Raw genomic sequence first — 23,850 nt, 5'->3', positions numbered from 1 at the left:
ATGGCGATGCCGTGGGGAAACCAAGCATTGTGCCACTTTCCTGTCAGAGAAGAAATACCTTAGTGCATCATTTGTTGCTGAGTTTGCTATTTTTGTCGCGGCGCAACAAATTACATAAAGATATTACACAGCATCGGCTGTCAAAGTGAATAGCTGGGCTACACTAGGCCGCATTATTCCATTGAGGAAAATAATCACATGAGCACGCAGATGGACCGCTTCCAGGAAATGCGGATCTTCGCGCGCATCGTCGAGCGCCGCAGTTTCACGCTGGCGGCCGAAGACCTGCAGTTGCCGCGCGCGACGGTGACCAATGCCATCAAGCGGCTGGAAGCGCGCCTGGCCACGCGCCTGCTGGAGCGCACCACCCGCGTGGTGGCGCCGACCCTGGACGGCCAGGCCTACTACGAGCGCTGCGTGCGCCTGCTGGCCGACCTGGCGGAGATGGAGAGCGTATTCAGTCACGCCGAACCCGCCGGACTGCTGCGCGTGAACTTGCAGGCCACCCTGGCGCGGCTGGTGCTGGCGCCCGCCCTGCCCGCCTTCCTGGCGCGCTACCCGGGCATCGTGCTGCAGATCGGCGAAGGCGACCGCCTGGTCGACCTGGTGCGCGAAGGGATCGATTGCGTGCTGCGCGTGGGGAACCTGCAGGATTCGTCGATGGTGGCCCGGCAGGTGGCGCAACTGACGCAGCTGACCTGCGCCAGCCCGGCCTACCTCGCGCGCCACGGGCGTCCCGCGCAGCTCGATGACCTGGAGCGCCACCTGGCGGTGCACTACATTTCGTCGGCCACCGGCCGGCCCTACCCGCTCGAATTCACGGTGGGCGGCGAAGTACGCCAGGTCCTGCCGCCGGCAGCCGTGAGCGTCAGCGGCGCCGACATGTACACCGCGACCGCAATCGCGGGCCTGGGCATCGTGCAGGTGCCGCGCTACCGCATCGAGCACGAACTGCGCAGCGGCCAGCTGGAAGCGCTGCTGCCGGCCCTGGCGCCGCCAGCGCTGCCGGTCTCGGTGCTGTATCCGCAAAGCCGCCAGCTCTCGCCCCGGGTGCGGGTGTTCGTGGATTGGGTGACGTCGGTGTTCGCAGGCTTCCCCGGCCTTCAGGCGGGCCAGGGAAGCCTGGCAGCATCAGTTGCCGAAGTAGCGTCCCGGGCGATGCCAGGCCATGACCATGCTGCTCATGGCGATCGCGCTCAGGGACGACCAGCCGACCAGTTGCGGGGAGACGATCGCCAGTGCGGCCAGCAGGATCACGCCGTCGATCAGCACCTGCGTGCGGCCGGCATTGATCGCGTACTTCTTCTGCAGCCACAGGGTGACGATACCGGTACCGCCCACGCCGGCGCCATGGCGCGCCAGCGCCAGGATGCCCATGCCGCAGAAGGTGCCGCCGCCGAGCGCCGCCACCATCGGGTGGATGTGGCCGATCACCAGGCCGCTGGGCATCAGCTTGAGCATGGCCATGATCAGGACACTGCCGACCAGGGATTTGATGGTGAAGCGCGCGCCCATGAACAGGTAGCCGAACAGGAAGAACGGCAGGTTGATGAGCATGAAGAGCAGGCCGACCGAATGGCCGGACAGGTAGGACACCAGCAGCGAGATGCCCGCCACGCCGCCCGTGATCAGGCCCGCGGCCTGCAGCAGCAGCACGCCCATGGCGACGAACAGCACGCCCACGGTGATGCCGTAGACGTCATCGAACAAGGTATGCGGCTTGACCACTGTCGGACGGCTCGCCTGTACCGGTTGCGACTGCAGGGCGCCCTGCATCATCGCACCACCGCTGCACGAACGGCGACAGAACCCAGGGCGCTCGGGCGCTGGGAAGTATTCGGGCCGGACAGGGGTCGAAGCTTCATTTTCCTCACAGTTCTCAGGGCTGGAACGATCGCAAGATCGGGGAAAGTGGACGTTACTGCTGTGTATAGCCCCTTATTATGTCGCATGTTGCAACGCAATGTAAGTGCGTAAATTCACATGTCGGTCATTCGCGCTGCGAATATCAGGCTGGAGAGGGGCGTCGCGGAGAGAATGGGAAGCGGCCGCACCAGGCCGCTTCCCTTTGCTGCTTATTTATAGAGCACGCCAGGCAGCCACATGCCGATGGCCGGGAAGGTGTACAACAGGATCACGCCGAGCACCTGCAGGCCCATGAAAGGCAGCATGCCCAGGAAAATCTGGTTCAGCGTGACGTGCGGCGGCGACACGCCCTTCAGGTAGAAGGCCGACATGGCCACCGGGGGCGACAGGAAAGCCGTCTGCAGGTTCATCGCCACCAGCAGGCCGAAGAACAGCGGGTCGATGTTGAAATGCGCCAGCAGCGGCACGAAGATCGGCATGAAGATCACGATGATCTCGGTCCACTCGAGGGGCCAGCCGAGCAGGAAGATCACGACCTGGGCCAGGATCATGAACTGGATCGGGGTCAGGTTCATGCCCAGCACCCAGTTATTGATGATCTCCTGCCCCCCGAGCAGCGCGAACGCGGCCGAGAAAATGCTGGAACCGACGAACAGCCAGCACACCATGGCCGTGGTCTTGGTGGCCAGGTGGGCCGACTCGCGCAGCAGCCTGAAGTTGAACCTGCGGTAGGCGATCGCCAGGATCAGGCCGCCGAAGGCGCCCATCGCCGCCGCCTCGGTCGGCGTAGCCAGCCCGAACACAATGCTGCCCAGGACCGCCAGGATCAGGATCGCGAGCGGAAACAGGGAGCCGAGCAGCATCTTGAAGATCTCGAGCCGGGCAAAGGTGAACAGCAGGTAGAACACCGCCATCGCGGCCGCCAGCACCGCCAGCGTGATCCAGAAGCCAGTGGACGCCGGCTTGGCGACCGGGTCGGCGGATGCGGGCGTCGGGATCGCGGCCGTAGCTTGCGGCGCCGGCGCCGCGGCGGCTGCGGCGGGGGCGTCGGTCGGCGGTTCGGCCAGTCCGCCTTCGACCGGCGGCTCTTCCAGCCCACCGGCATCAACGCCTGATGCGGAATCGAAGTCCTGCTGGGCGCCCATCTCGACCAGCTGCGTGGCGGGCGCTTCCGGCGCCGTCGCGATCCGGTAGCTGATGCCCATGATGGCAACGAAAGCCAGCGCCGGCAGCAGCGCGACGAACAGGTTGGTGGCGAGCGTGCGCTGGGTCCCGTTCGCGCCCTTGAAGGAGCGCAGCAGGCCGGGCACCGCCATCCGGTGGTAGGCGCCGGGGATCGCATCAAGGTAGGCCGGCAGCGCCACCACGCGCTCGTGCGCCGGCAGCGGCGGCGCCATGCTGGGCTTCAGCTTGGCGATCAGCAGCACGTAGCCGACGTACAGCGCCGCCAGCATGATCCCGGGGAAGAAGGCGCCCGCATACAGCTTGACCACCGAAACCCCGGCCGTCGCCCCGTACACGATCAGCAGCACCGAGGGTGGAATCAGGATCCCCAGGCAGCCGCCGGCCGTGATGCAGCCGGCCGACAGCTGCGTGCTGTAGCCAGCCTTGAGCATGGCCGGCAGCGCCAGTAGTCCCATCAGGGTCACGACCGCGCCGACGATGCCGGTGGCGGTGGCGAAGATGGCGCAGGTGACGATGGTGGCCACCGCCAGCGAGCCGGGCACGCGCGCCATCGCCAGGTGCAGGCTTTTGAACAGGCGCTCGATCAGGTTGGCCCGCTCCACCAGGTAGCCCATGAAGATGAACAGCGGGATCGAGATCAGGACGTCGTTGGCCATCACGGAATACGCCCGCTGCACCATCAGATCGAGCGTGAGCTGCACCGCCTGGCCGGGGTCCTGGCTGTGGAAGGCGAACCAGGCAAACAGCACCCCCATGCCCATCAGTGTAAAGGCGGTGGGGAAGCCGAGCATGATGGCGACCACCACCAACGCCAGCATCAAGAGCCCCAAGTGGCCGTTGCTCATGTCGGCGGGGGCCGGCATCAGGGCGAACAGGGCGACCACGATCGCCACCAGTATCGACAGGCCGAACCAGATTTCCTTCCTCATGCCCTGCCCTCCCCGGTTGCACCCTTGACCTGCGCCTTGAGCTGGTCGACGTCGACTTCCTCGACGTCCGGCTCGCGCGCCGGCCATGCGCCATTCTTCAGGCAGACCACGCAGCGCACGATCTCGACGAAGCCCTGCAGCAGGAGCAGCACGCCGGCGAAGGGAATCACCATCTTGAAGGGATACAGCGGCGGGCCGTTGGCGGTGAGCGTCGAATGCTCGCGGATGGCGAAGGACTCGGCGGCATAGGTATAGCCAGCCCAGACCAGCGCCACCACGCCAGGAATGAAGAAGACGAAGTACAGGATCAGGTCCAGGCCGGCCTGCAGGCGTGGCGGGAAGAAGCTGTACAGCACGTCGCCGCGCACGTGGCCGTTCTTGGCCAGCGTGTAGGCCCCCGCCATCATGAAGGCGGCGCCGTACATCATGATCATCAGGTCGAAGGCCCAGGGATTGGGCGTGTTCAGGGCGTAGCGCGCAAAGACTTCCCAGCTGATGAGGAAGGTGAGCGCGACGATCAGCCAGGAGAAGGCCTGGCCGACCCAGCTGCTGACCCGGTCGACAAAAAACAGAACGTTTTGCATGGAGCTGCTCCGGTCACGACGACGAAAGTTGCTACGACGACGTAGGGTGGGCGGGTCTCCCGCCCACGCGGTCATTGGTGGCGGCAAGATCGTCGCGCACGAGAGCGGAGCCTTGCGTATCACCGCGTGGGCGGCAAGCCGCCCACCCTACAAAAGCACTTACGCCTTTTTCGGCGGAGCCCCCTTGCGACCGAAGTAGTGGTTGTAGGCCATCCGGCGCGGATTGTTGGTGTCCATGTCCCACTTCATCGCGCGCTCGGCAAAGGCACGCATCGAGGCCTCGACTTTCTTGAATAGCGGATTGTCGGCGCCCTTCTTGGCCACCACCTGGTCCCACACCGCGAGCTGCGCCTGCAGCACCGAGTCCGGCGTCTTGTAGAACTTGACGCCGTTCTGGACCTGCATGCCGGCGTAGTCCTTGGAATAGCGGTCGACCGCCTTCCACGACATGTCGGCGGACGCCGCCTCGACGGCATTCTCGATGATCGCCTTCATCTTGGCCGGCAGCGCGTCGTACTTGGTCTTGTTGAAGGTGATCTCGAACTGCTCGGAGCTTTGGTGGAAGCTTTGCAGCATGCAGATCTTGGAGACGTCCGGGAAGCCCAGCACGCGGTCGGAGCTGGCGTTGTTGAATTCGGCGCCGTCCAGCAGGCCGCGGTCCATGGCCGGGACGATCTCGCCGGCCGGCAGCGCATTCACCGCCGCACCCATCGCCGTGAACATGTCGATCGCGAGGCCATTGGTGCGGAACTTCAGGCCCTTCAGGTCGTCGACCTTGCTGATCGGCTTCTTGAACCAGCCCAGCGGCTGGGTCGGCATCGGGCCGGTGAGGAAGGACACGACGTTGGCGCCGATGGACTTGTACAGCTCGGCCAGCAGCTGCTTGCCGCCGCCGTACTTGTGCCAGGCCAGCACCATGTTGGCGTCCATGCCGTAGGCCGGACCCGAGGTCCACAGCGCGATCGCGCTCTGCTTGCCGTAGTTGTAGCCCATGACGCCGTGGCCGCCGTCGAGCGTGCCCTTGGAGACCGCGTCGAGCAGGCCGAAGGCGGGAACGACGGCGCCGGCGGGCAGCACCTCGATCTTCAGTTCGCCGCCGGTCATGTCGTTGACCTTCTTGGCGAAGTCGAGGGCGTATTCGTGGAAGATGTCCTTGCTGGGCCAGGTGCTCTGGAAGCGCATCTGCTTCGGTGTCTGCGCGGTGGCGATCATCGGGACCGCGAGGGTGGCCCCGGCGGTGCCGGCGGCTGCGGTGCCGAGGAATTTACGGCGGTTGGATGCTGGCTTCTTTGAATCGTCGTTACGCTGCTTCATCGTCTGTCTCCATTGTGGTTTTTTACGAGGATGAACCGGAACACGTACAACTGCGGACTTTGAGGGATCTCCTTTTTACGAGTATTGACACGCCGTCACGCAGGATGGGCTTGTTTCCTTACGGATTACTTACACGGGGCTTACACAGTAGCGTTTCCCAGGCGCCGTTCACAGTGAGCGCCTTGCCCGTGCTACCCAACATGAATGAGTTCGCGTATTTCCTGCCACATACATACCATTCTCCTTGCTATTAAAATAATTTCCAATAAATAATGCTGTTCCATTTCTTATAGCGTAAATAGTTGGGAGATCGCTCGTGGCAACAGCATGCAAAGCCGGTGCAATCCTTTCCTTGGCCTGGGCGGCATTGGCTTGGCCGGCGGCATCCGCCGCAGCCGATGATGTCGGCGCCATCGTCCGCGTCACGGGTGTCACCAGTCCGCGCCTCGCCCTGTATGAGCGCGCCAGCAACGACAGCAAGCTGAAGGATCTCGACAAGGAAGGCGTGAAACTGCCGCTCGACGTCTTCGATACGGCCGACGAGGATCGCTTCCTGAAAGTGAAAATCGATGGCGACAGCGTCTGGGTCAAGAAGTCGCAAGTCAGCGTCCTGCGCGCCATCAGTGCCGGCTGCCTGGCGCAGACGGCAGCGCCGGTGCTCGGCGGGGGCATCCGCGGAGGCAACCGCGGTTGCGGCAAATGATGCGGCCGGGCCTGCGGGCAGTGCTGCTGGTAACCGCGACGATGCTTGCGGCTACCGCCCATGCGCAGGAAAACGCGGAACCCGCTGCCGGCAACTTCTTCACCCGCCTGTTCGCATCGAACGACAAACCGGTGCTCGCCAAGTTGACTGGGCAGCCCTTCAAGCCGTCGAGCCAGGCCATCGGCGCCGACCGCGACCTGCTCAACCAGCGCGCCAGCGGCTATGGCCTGATCGCTTCGGACAGTCTCGAGGCCTACGCCAACGGCGTGCTGGAGAAACTCAAGGCGCAGGCGGGCATCCCTGGACTGCCCGGCAAGGTCTACCTGTCGGCCACCGACGACCTGGCTGCCGTCACGACGGCCGACGGCAACATCTACATCGGCTATCGCTGGTTCGAGAACCTGAATGCGGCGAGCTTCAAGTACGGACAGGAAGACACCCTGGCGGCCCTGCTGGCGCATGAACTGGCTCACATCGCCCTCGGTCACCACAACAGCGATTTCCTGGCGAACGCCGGCAAGTGGCTGCAGCGCTACTATGCCCAGGGGATGGCGATCAAGACCGCGCTCGACCAGAAGCTCCAGGGCACGATTGCCCTGCCCGAGCGCGCGACCAACAACCTCAGGAAGATGCAGTACATGGTCGAGATCATGGACGGCATGCTGCATCCCGCCTGGAAGCGCGGCCAGGAAGAAGAGGCCGACGCCTTCGCCGTGGACCTGACACGGGCGGCCGGCTATTCCTATCAGGAAGGCGTCAAGCGCTTCCTCGAACTGAACAGCAGCGCCGAACTGGTGCAGAAAGAACGCGACGACGCCCGCCTCAAGACCATGCGCGACGACGTCGAGTCCTCGCTCAAGGAAGGCAAGATCGACGCCGCCATCAACGGCATCGCCGGCCAGCTCGGCGAACAGTTGCAGGGCATGCTGACCGCGACCCATCCCGACCCGGCGGCGCGCCTCGCCAAGGTGTCGAGCTACGTGGCCAAGCACTATCCCGCCGACTGGTACGAGGACGCCCAGGCGCCGGTGTCGACCGACTACCGCAAGGTGGCGCTCGACAAGCGCAATGTCGAGCTCTTCGAGATGTACAACAACGCCTTCCAGCTGGAGAACCTGTACTCCAGCATGAAGCCGGACGACATGAGGGCGGCCATCACGCTCGGCGACAAAATCACGCGCAAGATCGGCCTCGCGCACGTGAACCGCAACAACTGGCTCCTGTTTTACGGGTATGCCCGGGCGGTGCGCTATTCCAGCGCACTCGCTCCCGAGGTCGCGAGCGCCATGCTGCCTCCCGCGCCCGCCAGAAAGGGCAGGAAGGCCAAGGCCGCTCCTCCGGTACCGAGCGACCCGTCGGCGCAACTCGCGCTGCGCGCCGACGAGCTCGAACAGGCCCTGATCGCGAGCGAGGCAGCCATGAGCTTCAAGCCTTACGAGGACAGCATCAAGCTCGCCCTCGAAACCGGCAAGCGCGACCGCGCCCTGCAGCTGCTGGCAACGACCGACAAGAAATTTGAACTGGCGCGCAGCACCCTGCCGAAAACCATCGGCCTGTACGCCCGGGCCAACGAGTCCAAGCGGGCAAGCGAACTGGTGACGTACTGCCATACCACCTATATCGATATGCGTGACGAATGCAATAAGGCGAGCGTCGTCAAATGAGCGGACTGTCGCTGGTGAAGACCGCATCGACGGAGGAAGACCGCAGCGGTTTCTGGCGCCTGCTGGCGATCTACGTGGTCCTTGGCCTGGCCTGCGCCTACCTGTCGCAATGGATGCCGGCGGCGGAAGGCGCCAAGCGGGTGATGACCCGGATCTGGGGACCGATCCTGACGGACAGCTACCCCACCACCGGGCGCGACCGGATCACGGTGATGGTGATCGATGACCAGGACCTCGCTGCCTACGGTGAGGTCTGGCCGGTGCCGCTCGGCTTCCACGAGAGGCGCCTGCGCGAGCTGCTCAACTACCAGCCGCGGGCGGTCTTCTTCGACATCATCTTCCTCGACGACCGCAAGGATCCCGACCTGGCCGGATTCATCGACGCGGCCTGCGCAGCGCGCGTGGCCGGTGTCCCAGTCTTCATCGGCTCCTTCGGCAGCGCCGGATTGACGGCATCCCGAACCGAGCGGGCGATGCTGGATCGCCGGGTCGAGGTGGCGGGCCGCCAGCTCCCCTGCATCGAGGCGGCCTACCTGAACCTGCGGATCGACGGCTACGACCAGTCGGTGTGGGAGTACGATCTCGACGTTCCTGCCACGGGCGGCGCCGGCGCGCGCCCATTCCCGTCGCCGGCCGCGCGCCTTTACCAGTTGGACCACGTGCTGGCGCCGGCAGTAGCGGCCGAGCCGATGGCGCTGGTGTGGGGAACCGCCAGCGATCCGCGCAACCTCGAATGGCTCAACAGCGACGTGCGGCCGGGCGGTCCCGGCGCCCCATGCTCCGCCTCATGGCACTGGACGCGCCTGTCGCCGATCGGCAAACCGAGCGATCCACTCTGCCCCTACCAGCAGCAGCTGCCGGTGCGCACGCTCAAGCGCGTGCACGGGCTCGACGAGGATGGGCTGGCTGATGCCATCCGTGGCAAGTACGTGATCTACGGCACCCATTTGCAAAGCAATGCCGACGTGATCCTCTCTCCCTACCACGGCAGGATCCCCGGCCCCTTCCTGCATGCCATGGCGCTGGACAACCTGCTGTCCTTCGACGGCGCGCCGAAGACCGGCGGTGATTTCGGCCAGCCATGGTGGGGGCTTGCAAGCCTGTTCACCGTGCTGGCGGTACTGGTGATTTCGGCGGTGATCGCCGCCAAGCTGGCGTTCGACCTGCCGGAGCGAGTCCGCAAGCGGGTCGCAAGACGCCTGGCCGGTTGGCAACCGGGATGCTCCCGCTACGACAACGCGTGGCAGGCCGGAATGGGGCAACTGGCGCTCGCCTTCAAGCTTGGCATCGAACGCCTGGCGCCGCACCTGCTTCTGGCGACGATCTATGCGGTGGTCATCCTGGCGCTGGTGGGCGTGAGCTACTACTGGTTTGCCCTGGGGCCGCTGGTGTGGATCGAATTCGTCCTGTTCCCGATCGGAATGGAATTCCTGCATCTGGGCGACAGGTTCGATGCCGCCCTCAAGGAGGCCTTGGCCTACCTGCGACGCGCCAGATCGGCCGTACTCGCCGCGGGGCACGCGACTTCCGCGCCTGCGGACAGTGACGATGAACCCATGCAGGCCTGAGTCGGCGCGCCGATAAAGTTTTCGTATGCACAACAAATTGTAGATAGACAATTGATTAATTAGCAATGTAAGATTGCAAAATTGTCAGCATCATGTCCAATATGCATTTGTCGCCGCTCTTACAACAACGCATTTCGCTGCTTCGTTTTCTCATGATTTTCGGGGTGGTGTTGTTGCATACGCCACCTTACGTCCGGCTCGAGGATGTCGGCACGGGTCCATTCGATTTCGTGGTGGCCTTGTGCCAGCATGCGATCTTCCGCACCAGCGTCCCGGTTCTCACTTTCATTTCCGCATACCTGCTGTTTCGCGCCGGGCTCGACCTCCGTCCTGTCGAACTGTTACGCAAAAAATCCCGGTCGCTGCTGCTGCCTTACCTGGTGTTCAATCTCGGCGTACTGGCGGGCTTCCTGCTGGTCAGGGAAATGCTCGGCGTGACGACGCCGGCTGTATCCCACACAGGTCTGGCAGGGTGGCTGAACGTCGCCTTCGGTCTCGCAGGCCCGCCAATCAATTACCCTTTGAACTTCCTGCGCGATTTGCTGGTCCTGATGCTGCTTGCGCCCCTGTTCGGCTACCTTTTGCGCAAGACGCCCTTCCTGGGGCTGATCCTGGTCCTGCTGGTGTTCTACAACAATCTCGACGGCCCGCTGGTGATGCGCGATGTGATGGGTCCGGTCTTCTACCTGGGCGGGCTGGCCGCGGTGCTGAAATGGGACATGGAAGCCCTGGACCGTTTCGCACCTGCCTTGCTTGCGGTATTTTTCGCCTGCTGCGCTGCGGTCGTGTACTTCAAGATCATCAATACCAATTACCTGCGCCTGGTGGCGCCGGTACTGGTGTGGCCCGCCGCATCCCTGCTGGTACCCACGGCGTTCGGGCAATGGCTGGCCCGGATGGGCAAGTACAGTTTCTTCCTGTTCCTCGCGCATGCGCCGATCCTGGTGGGTGTCAATCTGCTGTACCGCCGCTTCGGCGACGTCGTCCCCTACCCGCTCTATTGGATCATGGCGCCGGTGATCGTCACCCTGATCGTGGTTGGTCTGTATGCGCTGGCGATGCGCTCCATGCCCGGTATATTCTGCACGCTGATCGGAAAGGGCCGGCCGGCCGAAATCAGCTCCGACAAGGCAGTACCTGCTATCCACCCCGCACACGAACTGGGCGACGTGGTCAAGGTCTGAGCCTGCAGCGCCCAGCCGATTGGCACGCATTTTGCTTTTTGGAAAGAATTCTTTTCATGAGCAGAACATGGACCACGAAGCAACCGAGCAGCTTGTCGACACCCTCCTGCCCTGCATGCCCGACGTCGCACAGCGCCAGGCGGCGCTGCACGAGCTGCACCAGACCTGGCGCCTGATCGAGGCCTCGGCCAAGATGAATTGTCCGTCGGAGGCTCGCCTGCTGCTGCCGGCGGTACTGGCCACCCGCACCGATCTGGTGCAGCTGGAACGCGACCTGGTCGCCAACATGGTGGCCGAAAAGGTGCGCCAGGTGCTGGGCGAGGCCGCCACCCGCGCGCAGTACGCGCTCGATCTCCTGGTGCGCAACCTGTTCGAGCGCACCGCCGATGTCGGTTTCCTCGCGGTCGACCTCGACCTGTGCCGCTTCGCCGCCGGCCAGAGCACCGACCGCGCCGCGGCGCAACGGCGCCTGGCGGCCTACCGCGACAAGTACACGGTATATGACGATATCCTGCTGCTCGCGCCGGACGGCACGATGCTGGTGCGGGCGGCTCCCGACGCACCCCTCTCGTGCAGCAGCGACCCGCTGGTAGCCGCGACCCTGGCCGCGCCGGGCTACCTCGAGACCTTCCGTGCCAGCGACCTGCGCCCCGGACAGGAGCGCGCGCTGCTGTATTCCCAGGCCATGCGCCACCCGGAGTCGGGCGCCGTGACCGGCGTGCTGTGCCTCAGCTTTCACTTCGCGCACGAACTTGCCGCCGTCTTCGCCGCCTACGGCGATCCCGAGGGACGCGCCAACATGCTGCTGCTCGACGCCGACGACCGTGTGATCAGCAGCGCCGATCCGCTCTGGATCGCGCCCGGCGTCCGGGTTCCGGTCAACCTGGAAGCCACGGCGGCGCCGCGCCTGTTTGCCGGCCGCGAATACCTGGTGAGCACCCTGGCGTCAGGCGGCTACCAGGGTTATCCCGGTCCGCCGGGCTGGAAGACGCAGGTCATGGTGCCGCTCGACCTGGCCTTCCGCCGTCCACGCCGCGATGCGGCGTCGCAGCTGGCGCCCGAGATGCTGCAAGGGCTGTTGTCGCATGCGCGCAGCTTCAACCCGGCGCTGCATGCCTTGATGTCCTCGGTAACCGGCGCGACCCAGGCCATCAAGCGCATCGTCTGGAACGGCAAGGTCACCAGCATCCGCACCGGCAGCGATGGTGCCGGCGACACGCGGCGCCTGAACCCCGTGCTCGACGAGATCACCGAGACCGGCGAGCGCAGCGACGCGGCCTTCTCGCAATCGATCGAAGGCCTGTACCAGACCGTGCTGGCATCGAGCCTGCAGGCCGCCGCATTCACCGCGCAGCTGTTGGTCGACATGCTGGATCGCAGCCTGTACGAGCGTGCCAACGATTGCCGCTGGTGGGCCCTGGCCGGACCGCTGCGCCAGGCACTCGCAACCACGGACGCTGGCCAGCAGCGCGTCCAGATCGGCGCCCTGCTCGCCCACATCAATGGCCTGTACACCGTGTACAGCCGCCTTGTGGTGTACGACCGCCACGGATGCATCGTGGCCGCGACAGGCCCGCAGGACCTTGTCGGCAGCCACATCGCCGACGACACCCTGCGGGCCGTGATGGGCCTGCGCAGCGAGTCGGATCATGTTGCCGAAACCTTCGGGCCGTCGCCGCTGTATGACGGCCGCCCGACCTTCGTCTACCACGCCGCGATCCGCCACCCCGAGCATGATGCGAACGTCATCGGCGGTATCGGCATCGTCTTCGACAGCGCTGTCGAACTGCGCAACATGCTCGACGGCGGCGTGGCCGGACGCGCCGCCATGCAGGCCTTTTTTGTCGAGCCAGGCGGGCGGGTGCTGTCCGGGACGGACGCCGGCTACCCGGCAGGCGCGGTACTGGCGCTGGACGCAGACCTGTTCGACACGGCGGCGCAGCATGGCCGCGCAGCGCGCATCGTCGTGCATGACGGCCAGTACTGCGTCGCTGCATGCGCCAGTGCGCAGGGCTACCGCGAATTCCGGACGATCCCTGGTCGCGAACAGCCCGTGTTCTCGGTCGTGCTGCAATCCTTCGGCCCGGTGCGCTCGCAGGCCGAGCTGGCACGATCAAGCCAGGTGCGCGTACGCACCGAGCACGAACAAGGGCGTGACTATGCCCTGTTCCTGGTCGACGGCGCGCTGATGGCGCTCGATGCCGCTGCCGTGGTCGAGGCAGTGCCGTTCGCGCGGGTCAAGCGCGCCCCTGCTTCCAGCGGTGCGATCGGCATGCTCGATGCCGGGCCGGACCAGGGCCGGCGCCATTTCGTGTGGGTGTTCGACCTGGCGCGCATGGTGTCGGGCCGGGAGCGCGCGTGGCCTCTCGATGGGCAGGTGATCCTGGTGCGTTATGGCGCGGGCACGATCGGCTTGCTGGTGGACGATGTGCACTCGGTGCAGCGCTTTGCGCCCGAGGTACTGAGCGCGTTTGGCGCGCCGGCTGCGGCAGGCTTGACCGCCGGTCTGATCAAGGCGAATGGCGGCGAACTGCTGATCCAGGAGATCAGTACCGAGCGACTTCTCGCATGGATGCGCGCTGCAAGGACAGTAGTTGACGAGCAGCGCACGGGGTGAAGCCGCAATCCATTTTTTGCCTAGAATAAGTGGTCGCCACCGCTTCCTTATCGGAACTCTTGTCCTCCGGCCCAACTATCTCAACGTAATCTGAAGTTCGTCCAAAATACTTCTACGCCTTGGCTTGTTTAGCTACATGGACTTTCCAGTGAGCTGAGGACAAGCACAACCGCCAAAATTGCTGACCCATCACTGTGTCGAGGCAGGAGTGATCGCAAGCCCTGCACAGCGCAGGATCGCGGCACCGTACATTTGTGCGTGCCTTCATTCTTACCTCGAGCCACAGCGATGAGCTGGGCGACGGGCGCCGCATGGAGCGCACCAGTGCGGTCATACAGGGTGCCGCACTACATGCGCTCGATGAGCCTCTGCAGATGCTCCAACCGGTTCTCCGGGAGCTTACCCACTCGCGCATCAATAAAAAATTTATTTAAATAGTTCACGCACTTATAAACAAATTTGCTTATGCTGTCTATTTTGGCAAAACAACACCGGCTACGTTGAGACAAAGTACGTCGTTAGGTGACTCAAGCAGCAAGGAGCGACGTCCAAGGAACGGACAAGCACTTGAATGCCTACCTGAACGGCGAGCAGACAATCCTGCTAACGCATCAAAGCAAGAAACTCAGAACCGCCTTGTCGAGAAAGCAAAAAACAACTGAAACTCAAGTGAGGTAAACCTCGAAAGGGATTTCCGCACAACAACGCAACTTAGCATTACTGAATACTGACTGAATTTGTTATGGAGGGCATATGAAATACCCAGCGACCTTTACCCCTGCCGACGAAGGCGGGTTCGTCATCAAGTTCCGCGACATTCCCGAGGCGCTTACGCAGGGCGATGACGAGGCCGAAGCGCTTTTAATGGCAAGAGATGCACTTACCACGTCGATAGACTTCTATTTCGAAGATCAGCGCAAAGTCCCGCCGCCGTCGAAAGTCCAAGAGGGCGTGCGCTTGGTTTCACTTCCGCTCATCGTGTCGGCGAAGATTTTGCTACTCAACGCCATGCTCGACCGCAAGGTAAGGCCGGCGGATCTAGCCCGCCTAATGGGCATCAAGCCCCAGGAGGTCAACCGCATTATCGACCTAAGCCATAACACGAAGATTGACACAATCGCCGATGCCATGGCGGCACTCGGGTGCGAGCTTGACGTCGTCTCGAGCCGATGACGCAAAACATCACTCGGCGGGGCGTATGCTTAGTAGGTAAGTTTACGTCGGGAAGTTTGACATGGAAAAATCCGCGATTTGGTAAACCTCTGAAATTAATAGATATATTCAAGTGGCATATGTTTTGCTTAATACTTGGAACGAAAACACGGGAGATTCCATGAAAAAAACTATTCTTGCGTTAGCTGCTGGTTCCGCCCTATTTACCTTAGCCTTCTCTGCACGCGCAGATGTGATCTACGAATGGAAGGCAACCAACAACGAAGTCCCGCGCGAGTTCGGCCTCCGATTCGTTTTCGCAGACCAGGTTGTCCAAAGCGGGACGTTCAACTTTAAGGTGACTACGAATAATCCATATTACGGCGACCCCACGTCGGGCTTGATATCGATGAACTACTTTGGCGTAACGTACAGGCCTCGTGAACAGGGAGCAGGCTACAAAAACATCGACATAAACTTACAGTTCGGTCATTGGAACATTGAATCGGGCTACATCCGCGGGCTCGATGAATATTTCCAGTTTGACGTTAGCGGCAGCGCTGGCCTGTGGACCATTACGGATGCCAGAAGCGATGGCCTGCTTTGGGGTCATGGCTGCGCTCAATACCCCGGCGCTGGTCTTCCTGCGCACGGGGAGTGCCACGGCGCCCAAGGCGAAATCCGTAGAGTTCCAGAGCCTTCGTCACTAGCACTTTTGGGCTTAGGCGCGTTTGGGGTAGCTGCCACGCGTCGGTGGAAACAAAGCAAAAAGCCCGCTGACCTTCTGGGACGGCGCGCTACGATCCAAGGTTATCTGCCAAGTGAGCGGCAGTGATTGCGGAATAGAGCGTTTGGCGCCGATCGCGCGCGACGAAGTAGTGGGGTTGCGGAAATCGTTTCCGCAACTGCCTAAATTCGGAGCTAATTTCTAGTCGAAAACCGCTGTGACTAGAAACAACAAAGCCCTTTCAATTGAAAGGGCTTATTGGCGGAAGCGGTGAGATTCGAACTCACGAACGGGTTCCCCCGTCGGCAGTTTTCAAGACTGCTGCCTTCAACCACTCGGCCACGCTTCCTAAGAGGAAGCCGCATTATACAGAAATCATCAGTGCGAGCGAAGGAAATCAGGCCACCAGCAGCCAGTTCTCACGCAGGCTGCGCTCGAAGTCCGCCGCCGGCAGCGGCTTGCTGTACAGGTAGCCCTGCACCTCGTCACACCCCGACGTCCGCAGGAAGGCCAGTTGCTCCAGCGTCTCCACCCCTTCCGCGATCACGCGCAAGCCAAGCTGCTGGGCCATGCTGACAATCGTCCCCGCAATCGCGCAATCGCTCTGGTCCTCCGGAATCCCGGTCGTGAACGAGCGGTCGATCTTCAAGGTATCGATCGGGAAGCGCTTCAGGTACGACAGGCTCGAATACCCGGTGCCGAAATCATCGAGCGACAGCGCCACGCCCAACTGGTGGATGTCGTCCATGATCGCCGTCACGCGCTCGAAGTCGTGCATCAGCGTGCTCTCGGTGATCTCCAGCTCGAGCCAGGACGCATCCAGCTGATAGCGCGCCAAGGTATCGGCCACGCGCCCCGGCAGCGAAGGCGTGAACTCGCGCGCCGACACGTTCACCGCCAGGCGCATCGGCTCGATGCCCGCCCGCTGCCAGATCGCAGCCTGGGCACAGGCCTGCTCCAGTACCCACTCCCCTACCTGCACAATCAGTCCCGTGCTCTCAGCGAGCGGAATGAATTCCCCCGGCGGCACGATGCCGCGCTCCGGATGCACCCAGCGCACCAGCGCTTCGGCGCCGACGATGCGGTCGGTGCCGATCTCGAACTTGGGCTGGTAGTACAGGGTCAGTTCGCCGTTCCCCAGCGCGTGGCGCAGGCCGGATTCGATGCGCATGCGTTCCTGCATGCCCTGGTTCATGTCCTGGCTGTAGAAGGCGACGCTGCGGTCCGGGTTGGCGTCGAGCTGCTTGGCCCGCTCCATCGCGATGTCAGCGAGGCCCAGGAGGGTCTCGGCGTCGCTGCCGTCCTGCGGATAGACGCTGATGCCGATGCTGGCCCCCACGCGCAGGTCGTGGCCCGCGATGAAGAATGGCGCGTCGAGCGCGGCCTGCAGCTTCTGCGCCACCGTGGTGGCCTCGAAGTGCTGGCGGATGTCGAACAGGCCCACGGCAAATTCGTCGCCGGACAGGCGCGCCACCACGTCTTCGTCGCGCAGGGTGTCGCGCAGGCGCTGGGCTACCTGGCGCAGCAGTTCGTCGCCGATCTTGCGGCCCAGGGTGTCGTTGATGCGCTTGAAGCGGTTCAGGTCCATGAACAGCACGCAGCCGGCGGCCTCGTTGCGCTGGGCGACCATCAGGGCCTGGTCGACCAGGCGCGCGAACAGGGTGCGGTTCGGCAGACCCGTGAGTTCATCGTAGTAGGCCAGATGGTGCAGCTGTTCCTCGGCCTGCTTGCGCTCGGTGATGTCGGTCAGGTAGGCGATCAGGCCGATCGGGCGCTCGGCCAGGTCGCGCAAGGGAGACAGCGACAGGCTGGCCCAGAACACGTCGCCGGACTTCTTGCGGCGCCGCACTTCCATCATGCGCCCGCCCTGTTCGGCGAAGAAATCCTGGAAGTCCTCTTCCTCGTCGGCATACAGGAACAGGATGTTGCGGCCGATCGCTTCCAGTGCGGTGTAGCCGAACAGTTCCTCGGCGCCGCGGTTCCAGCTGGTGATGTAGCCCATCTTGTCCATGGTCAGCACCGACTCGTGGATCTGGTCGAGAATCTGCGACTGGTGCGCGAGCTGGGCTTCCATCTGCGCGTAGGCGTGGGTCGAGCGCACCGCCAGCGAATGCACCTGCAGCATCGATGCGGTCAGGTGGGCCAGGCCCGCCAGCAGGCGCGCATCGTCCGGGCCATAGGCGTCGCGGCCGGTCACTTCATAGATGCCGAATTGTTCGGTGCTGCCGGCCACCACCTGGCGCAGCACGGGGCCGATGCCGGGAGCGGTGCCGATGGCGGCGCCGGGCAGGAAGCGGCCGTGCGGGCTGGCGAGCAGGTCGGCCGCGATGCGGCCCAGGGTCTCGTGCAGGGCTTCGCCACGCAGGCGCAGCACGGCATCACACACGGCGCCCGTACCACCGACAAAATCAAGAGCTGCGTCTACTGGTACGAGTGCGTGCATATCAGACATTCCGGCCCACCTGGATGGCCCAGTGGTAGGCATTCAACTGGCTGTTCCACCAGTCGGCGGGGGTAATTCCCGCCGCTTCGAGGTCCGCTCGGGACGGGTGGGCTTCGGTCAGGCGCAGCCAGTCGCCCAGTTGTCCGCTGCGCGCCAGGAGCGCGCCTGAAACGTGCTCCGGCAGGTGCAGGTCGGCGACGATGTCCGCCATCGGCATGTGCAGCAGCCGGTCGAGCAGCGAGAACACGCCGGCCATGAAGGCCAGGTCGCAGGCGTCGCGGTCTCCCCCGCTGTCCTTGCACAGCGCCTCCAGCTGGGCGCCGCGGCGCGCCGCCAGCGGCAGCAGCAGGTTCGGCAGCCCGTCCGCGTGCTGGCGCGCGTACAGCAGCAGCTGCAGCCAGCGCTGCAGCTGGCGCCTTCCCAGCAGGCTGATGGCCTGGTTGAAGCTGGTGATTTGCGTGCTCACGGCAAAAGCGGCCGAGTTGACCAGCTTGAGCAGGTGGTAAGACAGGGCCGGATCCTGCTTGAGCTGCAGTTCGAGTTCGCGCGAATCGGCGTCGCGCGACAAGAGGCCCAGCAAGGTCAGGATGCGGCGGCGCGATGTGCCGTCGTTGGTGTCGCCGGCGGTGGCCGGGTCGCAGGGATAGTCGCCGCTGAACCAGTCGAAGCCTGCCATTTCACTGTCTGCGAACGCCTTGACGCTGTCGACGCCACGCACCATGTGCGGGCCGAACAGCGCCGCCGGGCGTGCCGGCGGCAGGCCGTCGCGCCGGTAATCGCGCGCGATGGTGCGCAGCGCGGGCGGCACGGCCACGCCGGCCGGCGGCGTGCCGTCCAGCCACAGGCGGTAGCCGAGTTCGTGCAGTTCGGTGAGGCGGCGCGCGACGCCATCTTCCGCCAGCGTAGACGCAGCGACGACGAAGCCGATGCGGTTGGCCGGGGTCAGTGCCAGTACCGGCGGGGTCAAGGCGGCGGGATGGTCGAGCATCAGGAGCCCGTCGAGCGGCGCGATGGCGGCCAGCAGGTCCGGCGTGCCGAAGACGGCCTGCAGCTCCTGCGCCAGGTTCGCGCCCGGCTGGATCCGCAGGCAAAGCGCAACCCACTCGTTCTGCCCATTGGCGACCGGGTCGATTGCTACCAGCGGAAACGGGTCCAGCTCGGCCATGGGGTTCTCAGTGCGGCTCCGAATGATATTCGGTCAATCTTATTCGACGGATTATCAGAAAGCAACACCTTTTGTTTCTTTATAGATACTATTCGTACATACTCACGGATAACCACCATTTTCCGCACGCTGGACGGCGAAGCGGATCAGCTCTGCCTGCCCTTCGATCCCGAGCTTGCGCTTGATGTTGAGGCGGTGGGTTTCGACCGTACGCACCGACAGGTCGAGGGCGCGGGCGATCTGCTTGTTCGACTGGCCGTCGGCGATGTGCCTCAGGACTTCCTGCTCGCGCAGCGTCAGCAGCGTGTCCTGCGGCGCCGGGTTGGCCAGCTGGCGCGCCAGCGCGGCGCTGTAGTAGATGCCCCCGCCCATCACGGTGTCGATCGCCAGCACGATGTCCTTGCCCGGTGCGTCCTTCAGCACGTAGCCGCGCGCCCCGGCCGCCATGGCCTGGGCCACGTATTCGGGCTTGTCGTGCATCGACAGGACCAGCACCAGGATGTCGGGATAGTGTTCGAGCAGGCGCGCCGTGGCTTCGATGCCGCTGCCGCCTTTCATGTTCACGTCCATCAGCACCAGGTCGGGACGGCAGGCGCCGGCCTGCGCGATGGCTTCCTCGCCTGACCCGGCCTCGCCCACCACGCGCAGGCGCGGCGCCGCTTCCAGGCGGGCGCGCAGGCCGTCGCGCACCAGTGGATGGTCGTCCACCAGCAGGATCTTGATGTCAGAAGCGTCGCTCATGTCTGTTCCTTCAAATCGATGCTGGCCACCACGCGGGTGCCGAGCGGCGACGACTCGATCGCGAGCAGGCCGCCGATGGCTTCCATCCGTTCCACCATGTTGCGCAGGCCGATGCCGCGCTGCGGGTGTTGGGCAATGCCCTGGGCGTCGAAGCCGACGCCATCGTCGGCGATGCTCAAGCTGAGGCAGCGGCCGCGGCGCGCCAGCAGCATCTCGACCTGGCGCGCGCCGGCATGGCGCTCGGCATTGGTGAGCGCTTCCTGGGCAATGCGAAACAGCACCGTGCCCGCCATCTCGGGCAGCCCGTCGACTGTCCCTTCGACGTGGAAGCGCACCGGAGTGCCGCTGTGGCGTCCAAACTCGCTGGCCAGGTGGTCGAGCGCCGGCGCCAGGCCCAGGTCGTCCAGCAGGGCGGGACGCAGGTCGTGCGAGATGCGGCGTACCTCGCCCAGCACCGACTTGACCTGGTCGACCGTGCGTTCGAGCGCGTTGCGCGCGGCCTGCTGCTGGGCGGCGTCGCCGTCCAGCCGGATCAGGCCCGCTTCCAGCTGCAGCTTGACCGAGACCAGGGCCTGGCTGATCCCGTCGTGCAGGTCGCGCGACAGGCGTGCCCGCTCTTCTTCCTGCGACTCGACCACGCGCTGGGCCAGCGCCTTGAGCTTGGCGTCGGCCACGCGCAGCTCACGCAGGTTCAGCACCAGGCCGCCACTGGCCACGGCCACCGAGGCCAGCACCGCCAGGCCGGCGATCCACAGCAGGGTCTCGCCGATGTTGCGCGACTGCTGGGCGTCGACCTGAGCCAAAGCGGCTTCGACGTCGTCGAGGTAGATACCGGTGCCCATCATCCAGCCCCAGTGCTCGATCGGCACCACGTAGCCGAGCTTGGGGGCGGCGCGGTTCGATGAGGGCTTGGCCCAGGTGTAGCGGTGAAAGCCGCCGCCGGCGCGGGCGCGTTCGATCAGGCGCCGGATGGTGGGCACGCCATTGGCGTCGCGCCAGTCCCACATGTCGGTGCCGACCAGCTCGGGCTGGCGCGGGTGCATCAGGCTACGGCCCTGCATGTCGTACACGAAGAAGTAGCCGTCGTCGCCGAAGCTGAGCGAACCGAGGATGCGCTTGGCCTCCTCCAGGGTGGCGGCGTCCTTGCGGCCCGAGCGCACCAGGTGGCCGATCGATTGCGTGGCCAAGGCCACGTAGTGTCGCAGCTCGGCCTCCTTGCTTGCAAGGTAGGCGCGCTGGATGGTGGCGCGCTGCTGCTGCGCCAGTTCGGCGGCCTGCTGGCGCACGAACAGGGCGATCGCGCACAGTGCCACGATCAGCGGCCCGATCGCCAGCACGATCACCTTCTGCCTGAGTTTCATATTTGCGTCGTAGGGTGGGCGGATCTCCCGCCCACGCGGTCGACCAGTGGTGAAATCATCGTACGTGGCGCTTTCCAGCTAACTATCACCGCGTGGGCGGAAAATCCGCCCACCCTACGGTTGTGTCAGCCCGACATTTTACGGTGGAAACTGCAAGGCTGCCGGGCCCGGCAGCTACGTAGTACTACGCAGGCACTGCGTAATCATGCGCTTGCGGTGCTGATATTCGTGCAACATACTCGCCGGTACGCTGTCCCTAAAACCGCCGGTCAATACGCATGCGGCCGGCCACGATAAGTAATCAATACGGATTCCAATCCATCCTCGGAGGAGCACCATGAAACGAATGTCGAGCTCGCTCGGCTGGATCGCCCTGTCGATCCTCGGCGCCTTTTCGCTCGGGTTCATCGCCGTCAAGCGCGGCGAAACCATCAACGCGATCTGGATCGTCGCCGCCGCGATTTGCGTCTACCTGATCGCCTACCGCTTCTACAGCAAATTCATCGCCTACAAGGCGCTCGGGCTCGACCCGCTGCGCCAGACTCCGGCCTACAAGTACAACGACGGCCTGGACTACGTCCCGACCAACAAGTACGTCCTGTACGGCCACCACTTCGCGGCGATCGCCGGCGCCGGCCCGCTGGTCGGCCCGGTGCTGGCGGCCCAAATGGGCTACCTGCCGGGCATGATGTGGATCCTGGCCGGCGTCGTGTTCGCCGGCGCCGTGCAGGATTTCATCGTCCTGTTCATGTCCACCCGCCGCGACGGCCGTTCGCTCGGTGACCTCATCAAATCCGAGATGGGCGAGATCCCGGGCCTGATCGCGCTGCTGGGCTGCTTCATGATCATGGTGATCATCCTGGCCGTGCTGGCCCTGATCGTCGTGAAGGCGCTCACCGGTTCGCCGTGGGGCTCGTTCACCGTGATGGCGACCATCCCGATCGCGCTGTTCATGGGTATCTACTCGCGCTACGTGCGCGTCGGCCGCATCGGCGAAGTTTCGATCATCGGCTTCGTGCTGCTGATGCTCGCCATCATTGGCGGCCAGTGGGTGCACGATTCGCCGACCTGGGGTCCGGCCTTCACCTTCACCGGCACCGAACTGACCTGGATGCTGATCGGTTACGGCTTCATCGCTTCCGTGATCCCTGTGTGGCTGCTGCTGGCGCCGCGCGACTACCTGTCCACCTTCCTGAAGATCGGCACCATCGTGGCGCTGGCGATCGGCATCGTGATCGTCGCGCCGGAGCTGCGCATGCCGGCCACCACCAAGTTCATCGACGGCACCGGTCCGGTGTGGTCGGGTAACCTGTTCCCCTTCCTGTTCATCACCATCGCCTGCGGCGCGGTGTCGGGCTTCCACGCGCTGATCTCCTCGGGCACCACGCCCAAGATGCTGGAGAACGAAACCCACGCCCGCTTCATCGGCTACGGCGGCATGCTGATGGAATCCTTCGTCGCCATCATGGCGCTGGTGGCGGCATCGACCATCGACCCGGGCGTCTACTTCGCCATGAACAGCCCGGCCGCGGTGCTGGGCACCACTGCGCAATCAGCAGCGGCGGCCGTGTCGCAGATGGGCTTCGTGATCACGCCTGAAACCCTGGAACAGATGGCGCGCGATGTCGGCGAGCACACCATCATCTCGCGCGCCGGCGGCGCCCCGACCCTGGCCGTGGGCATGGCCCACATCCTGTCGAACGTGATCGGCGGCCAGGCCATGATGGCCTTCTGGTACCACTTCGCGATCCTGTTCGAGGCCCTGTTCATCCTGACCGCGGTCGATGCGGGCACCCGCGCCGGCCGCTTCATGCTGCAGGACCTGCTGGGCGCCTTTGCCCCGTCGCTGAAGCGCACCGAGTCGCTGCCGGCCAACCTGCTGGCCACCGGCCTGTGCGTCGCGGCCTGGGGTTACTTCCTGTACCAGGGCGTGGTCGATCCGCTGGGCGGCATCAACACCCTGTGGCCGCTGTTCGGCATCGCCAACCAGATGCTGGCCGCTGTTGCGCTGATCCTCGGCACCTGCGTGCTGTTCAAGATGAAGCGTGCGCAGTACGCCTGGGTCACCATCGTGCCGACCATCTGGCTGCTGGCCTGCACCCTGACCGCCGGCTACCAGAAGATCTTCGATCCGAATCCGAAGGTCGGCTTCATCGCCCACGCCAACAAGTTCCAGGCCGCGCACGACGCCGGCACGGTGCTGGCGCCGGCCAAGACGGTCGAGCAGATGGAACGCATCATCTTCAACGACTACGTCGACGCCACGCTGGCGGGCTTCTTCATGCTGGTGGTGCTCTCGGTGCTGTTCTACGGCGTGCGCACCATCCTGGCCGCCCGCGGCAGCAGCGGGCCGACCACGAAGGAGACCCCGTACGTCGCCATGCCTAACGCGCAGGTGCAGTGATGATCAGCGCCCTCCTCGACGCTGGCAAGCAGGCAGGCAAGTACCTCGGGCAGAGCATGCGCCTGATGGTCGGCCTGCCCGAGTACGACACCTACCTGGCGCATATGGAGCGTACCCATCCGGACCAGACGCCGATGACGTACGAGGAGTTCTTCCGCGAGCGGCAGGAGGCGCGCTACGGCGGGAAACGGGCCACGTGTTGTTGAGGCCTGAATGAATGGAGGGGCGCGAAGGCGCCCCTTC

17 protein-coding genes, 1 tRNA gene and 1 pseudogene are annotated in these 23,850 nt (G+C 64.3%); 10 read left to right on the top strand and 9 right to left on the bottom strand.

Annotation, left to right across the window (positions count from 1 at the left end):
- Positions 1-210 precede the first annotated feature (210 nt).
- Positions 211-1,119: pseudogene (locus LK539_RS09740) on the top strand (LysR family transcriptional regulator); the annotation flags it as partial.
- Positions 1,120-1,131: 12 nt separating this feature from the next.
- On the opposite strand, the gene LK539_RS09735 reads toward LK539_RS09740, so the two are convergent.
- The 4 genes from LK539_RS09735 to LK539_RS09720 form a co-directional block, all read right to left on the bottom strand.
- Positions 1,132-1,779 carry a YitT family protein gene (locus LK539_RS09735; protein WP_227800719.1) on the bottom strand — a complete coding sequence of 216 codons (648 nt, stop codon included), beginning with the start codon at positions 1,777-1,779 and terminating at the stop codon, positions 1,132-1,134.
- 296 nt (positions 1,780-2,075) lie between these two features.
- A complete protein-coding gene (locus tag LK539_RS09730) occupies positions 2,076-3,980 on the bottom strand; it encodes a TRAP transporter large permease subunit (protein WP_227800718.1) in 1,905 nt (634 codons plus the stop codon).
- Positions 3,977-4,564, bottom strand: a complete 588-nt coding sequence (locus LK539_RS09725; RefSeq protein WP_227800717.1) for a TRAP transporter small permease subunit — start codon at positions 4,562-4,564, stop codon at positions 3,977-3,979. Before LK539_RS09725 ends, LK539_RS09730 begins: the two co-directional genes overlap by 4 nt.
- Positions 4,565-4,723: 159 nt before the next feature.
- Positions 4,724-5,878: a TRAP transporter substrate-binding protein gene (locus LK539_RS09720; RefSeq protein WP_227800716.1), complete on the bottom strand. Its 1,155-nt coding sequence runs from the start codon at positions 5,876-5,878 to the stop codon at positions 4,724-4,726.
- 316 nt (positions 5,879-6,194) lie between these two features.
- Between LK539_RS09720 and LK539_RS09715 the strand changes: the two genes are divergently transcribed.
- From LK539_RS09715 to LK539_RS09685, 7 genes are all read left to right on the top strand, one after another.
- A complete protein-coding gene (locus LK539_RS09715; RefSeq protein WP_227800715.1) occupies positions 6,195-6,581 on the top strand; it encodes a hypothetical protein in 387 nt (128 codons plus the stop codon).
- Positions 6,578-8,245, top strand: a complete 1,668-nt coding sequence (locus tag LK539_RS09710; RefSeq protein WP_227800714.1) for a M48 family metalloprotease — start codon at positions 6,578-6,580, stop codon at positions 8,243-8,245. Before LK539_RS09715 ends, LK539_RS09710 begins: the two co-directional genes overlap by 4 nt.
- Entirely contained in the window at positions 8,242-9,813 is a 1,572-nt protein-coding gene (locus tag LK539_RS09705) for a CHASE2 domain-containing protein (RefSeq protein ID WP_227800713.1), read from the top strand. Before LK539_RS09710 ends, LK539_RS09705 begins: the two co-directional genes overlap by 4 nt.
- A 92-nt stretch (positions 9,814-9,905) precedes the next feature.
- Complete coding sequence (locus tag LK539_RS09700; protein WP_227800712.1) at positions 9,906-10,997, top strand: acyltransferase; 1,092 nt, start codon at positions 9,906-9,908, stop codon at positions 10,995-10,997.
- A gap of 67 nt (positions 10,998-11,064) precedes the next feature.
- On the top strand, positions 11,065-13,614 hold the full coding sequence (locus tag LK539_RS09695) for a chemotaxis protein CheW (protein WP_227800711.1): 2,550 nt from the start codon (positions 11,065-11,067) through the stop codon (positions 13,612-13,614).
- 753 nt (positions 13,615-14,367) lie between these two features.
- The gene (locus LK539_RS09690) at positions 14,368-14,787 is read left to right on the top strand and encodes a type II toxin-antitoxin system HicB family antitoxin (protein WP_227800710.1); all 420 of its coding nucleotides are present in this window, start codon (positions 14,368-14,370) and stop codon (positions 14,785-14,787) included.
- A 160-nt stretch (positions 14,788-14,947) separates the two neighbouring features.
- Positions 14,948-15,601, top strand: a complete 654-nt coding sequence (locus LK539_RS09685; RefSeq protein ID WP_227800709.1) for a PEP-CTERM sorting domain-containing protein — start codon at positions 14,948-14,950, stop codon at positions 15,599-15,601.
- A 151-nt stretch (positions 15,602-15,752) separates the two neighbouring features.
- Here LK539_RS09685 and LK539_RS09680 read toward each other — a convergent pair.
- The 5 genes from LK539_RS09680 to LK539_RS09660 all read right to left on the bottom strand — a co-directional run bounded on the left by LK539_RS09680 (position 15,753) and on the right by LK539_RS09660 (position 21,203).
- Positions 15,753-15,842: transfer RNA gene (locus LK539_RS09680), tRNA-Ser, on the bottom strand.
- Between the two features lie 48 nt (positions 15,843-15,890).
- The gene (locus tag LK539_RS09675; RefSeq protein ID WP_227800708.1) at positions 15,891-17,936 is read right to left on the bottom strand and encodes a bifunctional diguanylate cyclase/phosphodiesterase; all 2,046 of its coding nucleotides are present in this window, start codon (positions 17,934-17,936) and stop codon (positions 15,891-15,893) included.
- A gap of 1 nt (position 17,937) precedes the next feature.
- On the bottom strand, positions 17,938-19,101 hold the full coding sequence (locus LK539_RS09670; RefSeq protein ID WP_227800707.1) for an HDOD domain-containing protein: 1,164 nt from the start codon (positions 19,099-19,101) through the stop codon (positions 17,938-17,940).
- A 102-nt stretch (positions 19,102-19,203) separates the two neighbouring features.
- Complete coding sequence (locus tag LK539_RS09665) at positions 19,204-19,842, bottom strand: response regulator transcription factor (RefSeq protein WP_227800706.1); 639 nt, start codon at positions 19,840-19,842, stop codon at positions 19,204-19,206.
- The gene (locus LK539_RS09660) at positions 19,839-21,203 is read right to left on the bottom strand and encodes a cache domain-containing protein (RefSeq protein ID WP_227800705.1); all 1,365 of its coding nucleotides are present in this window, start codon (positions 21,201-21,203) and stop codon (positions 19,839-19,841) included. Before LK539_RS09660 ends, LK539_RS09665 begins: the two co-directional genes overlap by 4 nt.
- 337 nt (positions 21,204-21,540) lie before the next feature.
- On the opposite strand from LK539_RS09660, the gene LK539_RS09655 reads away from it, so the two are divergent.
- Complete coding sequence (locus LK539_RS09655; RefSeq protein WP_227800704.1) at positions 21,541-23,607, top strand: carbon starvation CstA family protein; 2,067 nt, start codon at positions 21,541-21,543, stop codon at positions 23,605-23,607.
- Positions 23,607-23,813 (top strand): YbdD/YjiX family protein, encoded by a 207-nt coding sequence (locus LK539_RS09650; protein WP_227800703.1) that lies wholly within the window; start codon positions 23,607-23,609, stop codon positions 23,811-23,813. Before LK539_RS09655 ends, LK539_RS09650 begins: the two co-directional genes overlap by 1 nt.
- The last annotated feature ends 37 nt before the right edge of the window (positions 23,814-23,850 follow it).

The sequence above is a fragment of the Massilia sp. IC2-476 genome, assembly GCF_020707295.1.
Lineage (GTDB): Bacteria > Pseudomonadota > Gammaproteobacteria > Burkholderiales > Burkholderiaceae_D > Telluria.
Note: the sequence above shows the minus strand (reverse complement) of the source record. Positions and strands in the feature narration are given on the sequence as shown.